Here is an 8,922-nt window from a genome sequence, read left to right as displayed (position 1 = left end):
GAGTTACTACAACACTACGAGGCGGCACTCGACGATCGGGATGCTCAGCCCCATGAACTATGAGATGTCACTGACCGCGGAGCTTCTGGCCGCGTAACCACCCTCCACTATCCGGGGGGAACCTCAGTGTCGCTGGCGGGCCGAGTCGATTCGTGATCGGTGCTCGAAAAGTGAACGCGCAGAAAACGTCTCGGCATTCTAGTGTAGGTCGGGCGGCGTGGTCTTCATGAACTGATGGACCCGTGCCTCGTGACGGGGAAGCCGGGCGTGTTGGGCTGCAGTGGAGGTTCGTCTACCGCTCTTTGGCAGCCTCTCGTCGCGAGTTCAGGTGAGGTGGCGGCTGGGAGGCGTCAGCGTGGCTTCGGCGCCCCATCAGGTAAAAGGCGATAGTGGCCGGCGTGATGGTTGTGAGTGCAACGTAGGACATTGCACTCACTGGAGACGTTGTGGCGAAGAAGATTCCGTTGAGATAGATCCATGAGGTTGCGACGGCACCGGCGATCAGTGCTGCGATTGTCACGGTGGTGGCTGCGCGCTCGCGGAAGAGGAGCATCACGGCCCCGACGCTGGGCTTTCGGGCGGGGTCAGCGCGGATAACCTCTGGCTACGGTGCGTGCAAGGATACCGAGCGTGGCTTTGAGAGATCCTTCGGCGATGACGGGAAAGATTCCTGCTTGCCGCCAGGTGGGGCCGATATCAGACCAGTCGTAGTACGAGGTCACGAGGGAACTGTGGCCGTCGTCGGCCGGCTCGATCCGATATCCGTAGACGTGCCCGATCGGAGGCCGAACAGTTCCGAGGATGGTCCATGCTATTTCGCGTTGGGGAACAAAGGTTTTGATCGTCACTGTGACGTCGTACTGTCCCATGGGTAGGTCGCCCAGAGCTTCGCGATCCATGTGGACGACGAATTCGTCGCCGGTCGCGGTCACGAGTTCGCCATCTGCGCCCATCAGCATTCCGGATCCGTCGATGGCGACGTGCCCCTGAGGGTCGCAGAGGACCGCGAAGATCGATGCGGGGTCGGCACGGATGGTGCGCTGTACTTCGATCCGTTCGCTAGTCATGTGGCGAATGCTGCCATACCGCCGATCGGTCGGCGAGGTTTCTCTCGTTCGGTGGGTGCATTCATCGGCTTCGGTCGGCGAGGCGGGGTGATGCGCGGAGATGTCGGATGCTGTCCACCACGATCAGCCCCGCCACAGCCACTCCGGTGACGGCCACCAGGAGTGGGCTTAGTTTCGTGACAACTGGCGGTCTCGAGTTGTACTGCACCAGCGTCAGCGGAACCGGAACCATCCCTCCAGCGCCCGGTAACGTGAACTCCGGAACGGGCGGCATCAACATCAACATCGCGAGCGTGGGACTGTCCGGATGTGACCTCGAAGGTGTGCCGGCAACGATCACCACGTCGGGTTCCTGGGCTCTGAACGTCAACGCCGACAGTGGATCACCGATGGGAAGTATCAAAATCCCCACCGGTGGAGCTCACGTAGTCGCTGGTAGCTGCGTCATCGACGTCACCGCCAGTACTGCCGGCCCCGTGCCCTACAGCAACACAACACATACCGTGACCGCCAACAACACCGGAACGGTGAACTTCACCTCCAACGGGGGAAGCGCATCATGCCCGGCAGCAGGGGCCGGAACAGCGAAGATGACCGGGGCGCTCAAGTTCAATTCCACGCCCGGCATCACCGTCACTCCCTGACCCGGAATGTAGTTGCGCCACAGCCATACCCGCCCTAAGAGGGTTATGCGGGTGTGGCTGTGGCGTACTGTTCGCGTAACCGTCCCCTCGGCACAGGTCGCTGCCTGAGCAGGAAGATTCACAGAACACATGATCGTTTGGCCGAGGGCCCGCCCGATCTCTCGTAGTGTTTCGCCGCAGCAGTGAAAATCCCAGATCACCTTCTAGTGCTTCACCGAGAACTTCAGTGCCTTACTGCCCATCCACGGTCATGCATCATCTCACCAGTAGTGATGCGCTGACCCTGTTGAGATTAAGATCGTAGTCGGCCGACGAATCGATCCGAATCGACGCTGTGACTCTCGGAACTTTGTGGCCCAGTGCTCGGTAGAAATGGTCGGCCGCGGCTGTGACGGAACGATTGACGGGCGAGTTCCGAGTGTCGGGACGCTTTCAGTGTCCCGCTCGGTGGCGGTCAACTCGATGTTCGCGATAAGCGCTGATCGCTTCAAAACTGCATTCCTGCAGACCGTTCGATCGATTACGCGTGAAGGTGGGACTCACGGTTTTGGGTGAAATTTCGAGTAAGCGTGCTATTACTTTTCCGGAATAGCCTTCGGCGACCCGTTCGATGATCTGTTCTTGGCGCTTACTTAATCGCATCACGGTCGCCTCCTGCGACGGTATGGATGGCGCGGCGGGAGCGACTCACGATTTGCGTCCAGTGAGGACGTGGAGACAAAAACGGTGCACAACAACGCGGTCGCTGCAGATATGGGGTTGCCGAATCCGACTTCATCACGGGTGCAGGGTTGATCCTGGCCGTGCGCGATGATTGCCAGAGTCCGGCGCGGACGGCGATAGAGCATCGAATCCTGACCTGGTACCTCGTTCGTCAGATGTAGTACTGCAGATGGATGTGCAGTCGAGTACCTGCTGATTGACTCTCTCTCGGAAGGGAGTCGTCAATGAGTACGTCCGTCAACCGAAGCCGCTGGTCGATCGTTGCGTTGTCATGCGCCGGAGCGGCATTGGTGGCCGCGTTCGTTCTGGGTCCGGCCGCGTTGTTACGCGGACGCTATCCGCAGTTCCAGGATCAATCCGTCATGAGTGAGCTGCTCGGCCGCGGCTTGGTCGACTACTGGGGTAGCGGAGTCCGCACCTATCCTCGAGGCTTGGCGGAGATAGTGGACTACTGGTTCGAGTGGCACGTGATCAAGATCGTCATCTCGGTGCTGCTGACCACGGTTCTGTGCCTGCTCGCGGCGACTCTGTGGCGACGATCTCTGACGGCCGGCGTCGGTTGCGTGGTCGCGGCGACCACTACGACTGTTCTGTCATTGTTTTCGGTGTTTGTGGCTGTGCTCAACATCCAGTCGACGGCCGCACCCGTAGTCGCGCTGCTTCCGATGCTCTCCGCTGACAACGCGGACGGGCAGACAGCGCAGTTTCTGATCGAGAACGGTGTGCAGAGCGGAGACTCCGGGCCGCCACTGCTCGAGTTGCTCACACAGGTCGAGCACTACAACTGGGCGGCGATTGTCGCTACCGCCGTGGTGATCGCTGTAGTCGCAACCGGAACCGTCATCGCCGTCCGACGCTACAGACCGTCGGACACGACAAACGGTGCCCACCGTCGGATGTTCGTCGCCCTCGGATCGCTCGGTGCTGTGATGACCATTGCGATGACGCTGCTGTTCGTCGCGGCCGTAGTGGCAGTCGTCGATCCAGGAGAAGCTCTCCTCGGCGCAGTCGGCCTGTGACTCTATTGCCGGACCAAGATGAACGGCGAGGCGTATCCATGACCGAATCGCGGAAGTGCTGAACGTCGCTCGCAGTACGTTGTGCCGAAACCTGTAGTAGCAAAAGTGAATTCGCTATGTCATTGGAAATGTTGCGTCTTCGCCGGCACTGATGTCGCCGGTTCGGCCTCGATGGATCCGCTTCCTACAATTCGATGGGGCGATTCGGGTGTGGGCCTGTGGTTGGCGCGCTGATATCTGTGCGCCATTGCCTCGACCGCGGTGAGCGGGTAACGCAGCTGTCTGTCGAAGTGGGAGAGGGGCAGCTGCGTCGCGGGTTGCAGATCGTCAAGCCGCGGCCCTCGACGGCTCGTTGCGGTACCGCGACAGCCGGCCGTCGGTTCCGGTAAGCCGCCAGGACCAGAGGGTGAGCCGGGTGCGCATTCCGTTGGCGTCGGCGAGGCTCCGGACGTCTGCGCAGGACTCTGCAAGAAGTCGCCGGAAATCGGGGTTGCGCATCGAGTAGGTCTCGCGCAGAACATTGCGGGGGATACCCAGCAACGTCGCGTCCTGCCGGCTCGGGACGACGATGGACCAAAACCCTATGCGCATGACAACAGGCGTGGTGATGCCGAGTGCGAGGCGGTTGAATCGGCTCATGCGCGGAGCGTGATGGCGCAACCATGCATGGGCGAACCCGATGTGACGTGCTTCCTCGGCGAGATGGATCTGCATGATGCGGTCGGTGAGCGGGTGGATGCCACCGCCGCGCATGATGCTCTTCTGGATGTGGTCGATGGGCTCCTCTCCAGCGAGGATGATCTGAAAGAAGAAACTGGGCCACAGCGATCCCAGCGACCCGACCAGGGGAAGGCCTTGACAAGCCACGTTGGGGCACCGTGTACCTCCGGAGCCACCCGGTTGGTGAACTCCTGAAACATCTGGATGTGGTGTGTCTCTTCGGTGAGTTCGTGCATGAAGTAGCGGAATTCGGGGTTTTCGTTCGCCAGGCCCATCAAGAACTGGGTACCGCCGAGAAGGAGCAGTTGCTCGAACTGGGAGCCGGTCTTTGTTATAGATGCGAGCCGAATCCGGGCAACCCGCCGTTGTTCCTGGGGTGAGAGCGCGCGGTACCAGTCGGTGTGGGACAAGGGGTCGACCGCGGGGAGTGTCCATCTCGGGTCGTCCGCGGGGGCGGCGAACTCGGGCGAATTCCAGGCGATGTCTTTGAACGCCTCGAAGTGGAGCCCTGTCGAGGATGCCTCGGACAGTGTGCGCAGAGTGTCGTGGTAATCGCGGCGTTCGTTGATTGTATTGCGCCCCGTAGTTGAGCGGACAGATGGCGCGTTACGCCGCGTGTGGCGAAGTGTTAGGAACTGCATTTCGGGCTCCTTTGTGGCATCTATCTCAGATGTGCCCACAGTAAACTAAGTGTGACTGCGCGTCCACAGTAACTGTATGAGTCTGCACGTCCACGGGTAAGTCCGGAAGGGCGAAAGGGGCACTCAATATCGCACCATGCACGCAGCTCTCGGTATTTGATGGTGGTGTGGGTCCTGCTGTCGAGACGACGGCACTGGACGTGGTCGACGTTAGGCCATTGTGTGCATCTGCCGACCTATACGGTGGGATAGGTGCAGGACGAGGTTCTCGCGATCTCGTCACGGTCGGTGTCCCCGCTTGATCGGGTCGGAACTCACCTCCCCGAACTCGCGTCCCTGCACCGCGACGATATCCGAGGCGGCGCAGACAGTTGATCATGTGGATTGGCCCGCACGTCTTTCGGCATGCGACGGGGATCCGATAGTCCGTGGTTATTGCCGGGATAACGAGCGGTAACAGTCGAAATATCTCATCGGCAACTGCAAGTTATGTCAGTTCTTAAGTGACTGTGCAACAACCAGTTTCGACGGAGGTCGCTATCTGAATTGAAATTCTGGGCGAAAATGCGCGACGACCAATGGCTCTGAGGTGGCTATGAGGGAGACGCGTCGGGGTGGTTGCCTCCTTGAATGGGCTCTTTCTTGCTGGTGAGGCGGTGTAGCCGTTTTCGCGGGTTACCGCCAGATCATACTTTGGTACGCTTAAAGTATGACCACGAAATTTACCATAAGTCTGCCTGACGAGGATGCGCACCTACTCGACGAGTATGTGCGTGATCACGGACTTCGTGGCCGGTCGGCAGGAATTCGAGCCGCACTCCGCCTACTCTCGACGTCCGGACTCGAACGTGACTACGCTGCAGCGTTTGCTGAAGGTGACGTAGATGAAGTGTGGGACGCTGTCACGGCAGACACCGAATGATTCGCCGCGCGCACATTCACTGGGTGGATCTCGATCCGGCGCAGGGCAGTGAAGCGGCGAAACGACGACCGGCGGTGGTGGTGAGCAACGACCGGGCCAACGCTACTGCAGAAAATCTCGGCAGGGGCGTGATCACCGTGGTTCCGTTGACTACCAATACCGCGCACGTGTTTCCGTTTCAGGTGATTGTCGAGTCCGACGAGTCAGGTTTGGCGCGAGCGTCGAAAGCGCAAGCGGAGCAAGTGCGTTCGGTATCGGTTCGGCGTCTGGATCCTGAACCTGTCGGCAAGGTCGGGATGGAGACTTTCGCCGCACTCGAGGACGCGCTGCGGCTGCACCTCGATCTGCAGTAACTTGGTGCTGTTGCGGCCGGGTGATCGCCTCGATCGTCGGGGTGCGGTTGCCGAAGACCCTACGTGGTCTGCTCTGCCCACTCGCTGCTTGCTTCCCTTGCCAGCGCGGCAGTGAGAGTGCGTCCGACGAGCGGCAGGACGACTCGGCTTGCTAGCAATTGGTCTCGATACAGCGAACGAACCGAGGGGCGGAACGCCTAAGGTGTGCTGGTCCATCCGTCTGGGGTGTGAAGTACTCCGTTCACTCGCACTGGAATAGGGGGTCCTCCGGTGTCTCCTACTGTGCGGCGGCATATCTCGTCGAGGATTTGCTTGTTCGACATTTGTTGCAGCGACATCCTGGTCGGGGAGAGAGGGCGGTTCTCTTCTTCGGTCATGTAGCCGGCGGCGATCAGCACGTCTTGTATGGGCGCATCGAACAACACTGCGACCTGCCGAAGAACTTGCGGGGACGGCGATCGCACGATCGTTGCCCAATGACGCAGCAACGACGGATACACCCCTAGCGCCCGGGCAGCCTCCTCGGTGCTCTCGTAGCCCCGAGCATCGATCTGATCACGAATCCACACTCCGAATCCTGTCCGCATGGCCTGAATTTTTTCATGGATTCGTGGACTCGATATCGGTGTGGCGCTGCTTACTGAATTCTCCCGGGGGGGAGCGTGAGTTTTGACGACAGTACTTCTGTCGTGATGGTGCGAAAAGCTCGGTGGCTAGTCGAGTCGTTCCGACACCGACTCAGGATGCTGCTCCTACGCCGATGCCGCGATGGACACTCAGCGGTCATCGCGTCCACGGGTACGGCGCTGGCCTCTGACTCGGTATCGGCTGAATCACCAGGGTTTTCGTTGGTGTGGTTGCCACCTTGAGCGACGGTCATTTCGGATTCGGGTTTCATCGTCCTTGGTTCGGCACGTACACCGCGTGTCCGGTATCGGGTGCACCACCGCCATACTGCCCGCCTGTCCTGTAATCGCTTCTCTCGGACCTCTGAGTCATCGACGGATTCGCGGATGCACCCCTCATTCAGTGTGCACTCCTGACCTATCACGTCTGTCGTCGGAATAGTGGACGAAGATCCCAAACATTGAGCACTGCAGGAAAACTGGCATTTCGGGTTCGAATTTGGTTAGCATCTTGTTGCTGCGGTGATTCTGAGTGGTCAGTTCGTCCGCGCAGGACCTGCCCTCCGGCTGTCCACTCGCCGGGGGCGGCGGGCTTCTACCTCGTCCCGATTGTCACACGTTCCGAATATGTCGGGTGCGTGGCGACGGTACAGACCCGGCCCTCGTCGGAGAGTGAGGAACTTGGTATGACCGCCAATGGATCATCTGCCAAAGCGCTTCGTGATGTGCGGCGGGCACAGTCGAGACGAAAGCTGGCGGGCATCTCATGTCTTCGGTCTCTTTACTTCGAGCGCCGGTTGTTTCTTCGTCCGTGGTGATGGCTTGGTCTGTTCACGACGTGGTGGAGTGCCAGCCGGCAGGCCGGGCGAGCGTGATCGTGCTAGGTGAGGCGCGGGTGGGAAGAGTCTTTCGGGATGGGAATCGCGGGATCGTGGTGGTCAAACATTCGTCCTGCGTGGCTCGGCTTTTGGTGGACTGGACAATCAGAGGAGCCCTGTCTTTTTGAAGAAGCTAGTGACAGCAGCGTTGTCGGTCATGCTGTAGACGTCGATTGTGAGGCCGGTTTCCATGTTGACGTAACTTCCCGATACTTGTCCGGTGGCGCCGTCACTGATGTTGACTCCTGCTGTGCGGGAGTCGTTTTCGACCAGGGTGTGTTCCCGTAGTCGTATTCGCCGTATCCGAGAAGTGTCTTTTTCGCTTGTTTCAGGTCGAGGCTGGCTGTGAAGCGATTGCCGTATTCGGAGAAGCTTTCGGCGAGTTGATTGGATTTTTTGATATCGCAGCTGATCACGAGGGCACCGTCGGTGGTGAAGGTGGATTGGCGACAGTTTTCGGAGGCACTGCTCAAAGCTGTGGGGAGGGCCGCTTTGACGGTGTCGGCGTCGGTGACCGGTCCGGCAGTCGTGGTCGTTGAGGATGTGCTGCCAGCGGCGGCTGGATTGTCCACGTTCGAGTTGCCCGGTGACGGGCGCAGAACGATCACGGCTGCCACGATTGCGCCGATGACGACGAGAGCGCCATGATCCTGCCGATTGACTTACCTGGAAACGCGCAGCTTCGAAACATCAGGCACACGCTTCCGGGCGGGGGATGCGCGCGGGCGATGGGCGTTCCCAGCGCCGTTGGACTCGCGCCGCTTTGCACGATCAAGTGACCAACCTGACGGCGCTCGTGGCACTGGAGTTGGTGCAGTGCAGTTGGGAAACCGACGGGCGTTCGACGGTTCGGAGCGTCGGACGATGAGTTGCCGGGGGCCATGTTGTCTTCGTCAAGCGGCAGTCACGGCGAGTAATCGATAGGGTTCATGGTTCTTGAGCATGGCGTAGAGAACATCGCAGCGACTTCCGGCGAGGCAGATGGGCGGCGGTGTGCTTCTTTCCTTCGACTCGTTTTCGGTCGTAGTAGGTGCGACTGGCAGAATCGTGCAGCACGACGAACGCCGAGAGGAACAGGACGCGTTTGCAGTCGACGGGAGACGGGCGTCCCGCCTCCCGTCGAGTGACCAGCCGGTCGACGGGCGCCCACAGGAAACATAACTGCGAAACCCACTACTGCACAAGGATTTCCTGATTTCAGGGGATAGCGTCCCATGGAGTGGTGTACTTCGGATCGGTGAACCATCAGGTTCGTGATCAACGAGTCGTGTTGTAGGTTATGCGGTTTCGAGTTCGGGTGTCAAAGATTCAGTCGTTGCTTCGTGGGTC

Annotated in this window: 9 protein-coding genes and 2 pseudogenes; 4 read left to right on the top strand and 7 right to left on the bottom strand. The window is 59.8% G+C overall.

The features are described 5' to 3' along the window. Positions 1–292: 292 nt before the first annotated feature. Positions 293–556 carry a hypothetical protein gene (locus tag G8767_RS34655; RefSeq protein WP_187781740.1) on the bottom strand — a complete coding sequence of 88 codons (264 nt, stop codon included), beginning with the start codon at positions 554–556 and terminating at the stop codon, positions 293–295. 28 nt (positions 557–584) lie between these two features. Then, on the bottom strand, positions 585–1,067 hold the full coding sequence (locus G8767_RS34650) for a polyketide cyclase (protein WP_030537933.1): 483 nt from the start codon (positions 1,065–1,067) through the stop codon (positions 585–587). A gap of 176 nt (positions 1,068–1,243) precedes the next feature. Between G8767_RS34650 and G8767_RS34645 the strand changes: the two genes are divergently transcribed. Together G8767_RS34645 and G8767_RS34635 are read left to right on the top strand one after the other, a co-directional pair. Then, positions 1,244–1,711 (top strand): hypothetical protein, encoded by a 468-nt coding sequence (locus G8767_RS34645; RefSeq protein ID WP_149357468.1) that lies wholly within the window; start codon positions 1,244–1,246, stop codon positions 1,709–1,711. A 947-nt stretch (positions 1,712–2,658) separates the two neighbouring features. After that, positions 2,659–3,453, top strand: a complete 795-nt coding sequence (locus G8767_RS34635) for a hypothetical protein (RefSeq protein WP_166814182.1) — start codon at positions 2,659–2,661, stop codon at positions 3,451–3,453. A gap of 327 nt (positions 3,454–3,780) precedes the next feature. Here the strand turns inward: G8767_RS34635 and G8767_RS36155 are convergent, their stop codons facing one another. Beyond that, positions 3,781–4,320: a diiron oxygenase gene (locus tag G8767_RS36155; RefSeq protein ID WP_230587715.1), complete on the bottom strand. Its 540-nt coding sequence runs from the start codon at positions 4,318–4,320 to the stop codon at positions 3,781–3,783. A gap of 20 nt (positions 4,321–4,340) precedes the next feature. Then, positions 4,341–4,814 (bottom strand): annotated as a pseudogene (locus G8767_RS36460) (diiron oxygenase); the annotation flags it as partial. A gap of 709 nt (positions 4,815–5,523) precedes the next feature. Here G8767_RS36460 and G8767_RS34625 point away from each other — a divergent pair. Both G8767_RS34625 and G8767_RS34620 read left to right on the top strand, forming a co-directional pair. Next, entirely contained in the window at positions 5,524–5,736 is a 213-nt protein-coding gene (locus tag G8767_RS34625) for a ribbon-helix-helix domain-containing protein (protein ID WP_003943374.1), read from the top strand. Further along, positions 5,733–6,089, top strand: a complete 357-nt coding sequence (locus G8767_RS34620; RefSeq protein ID WP_003943396.1) for a type II toxin-antitoxin system PemK/MazF family toxin — start codon at positions 5,733–5,735, stop codon at positions 6,087–6,089. The genes G8767_RS34625 and G8767_RS34620 overlap by 4 nt, the downstream gene beginning before the upstream one ends. 197 nt (positions 6,090–6,286) lie before the next feature. Here the strand turns inward: G8767_RS34620 and G8767_RS34615 are convergent, their stop codons facing one another. From G8767_RS34615 to G8767_RS34605, 3 genes and pseudogenes are all read right to left on the bottom strand, one after another. After that, positions 6,287–6,676: a helix-turn-helix transcriptional regulator gene (locus G8767_RS34615; RefSeq protein ID WP_007728194.1), complete on the bottom strand. Its 390-nt coding sequence runs from the start codon at positions 6,674–6,676 to the stop codon at positions 6,287–6,289. Positions 6,677–7,748: 1,072 nt separating this feature from the next. Further along, positions 7,749–8,201 carry a hypothetical protein gene (locus tag G8767_RS34610; protein WP_149357472.1) on the bottom strand — a complete coding sequence of 151 codons (453 nt, stop codon included), beginning with the start codon at positions 8,199–8,201 and terminating at the stop codon, positions 7,749–7,751. A gap of 285 nt (positions 8,202–8,486) precedes the next feature. Next, positions 8,487–8,692 (bottom strand): annotated as a pseudogene (locus G8767_RS34605) (IS110 family transposase); the annotation flags it as partial. Between the last annotated feature and the right edge of the window lie 230 nt (positions 8,693–8,922).

This window comes from Rhodococcus sp. IC4_135 (genome assembly GCF_011602025.1).
GTDB classification, from domain to species: domain Bacteria; phylum Actinomycetota; class Actinomycetes; order Mycobacteriales; family Mycobacteriaceae; genus Rhodococcus_F; species Rhodococcus_F baikonurensis.
This window is presented reverse-complemented; position numbering and strand designations above follow the sequence as displayed.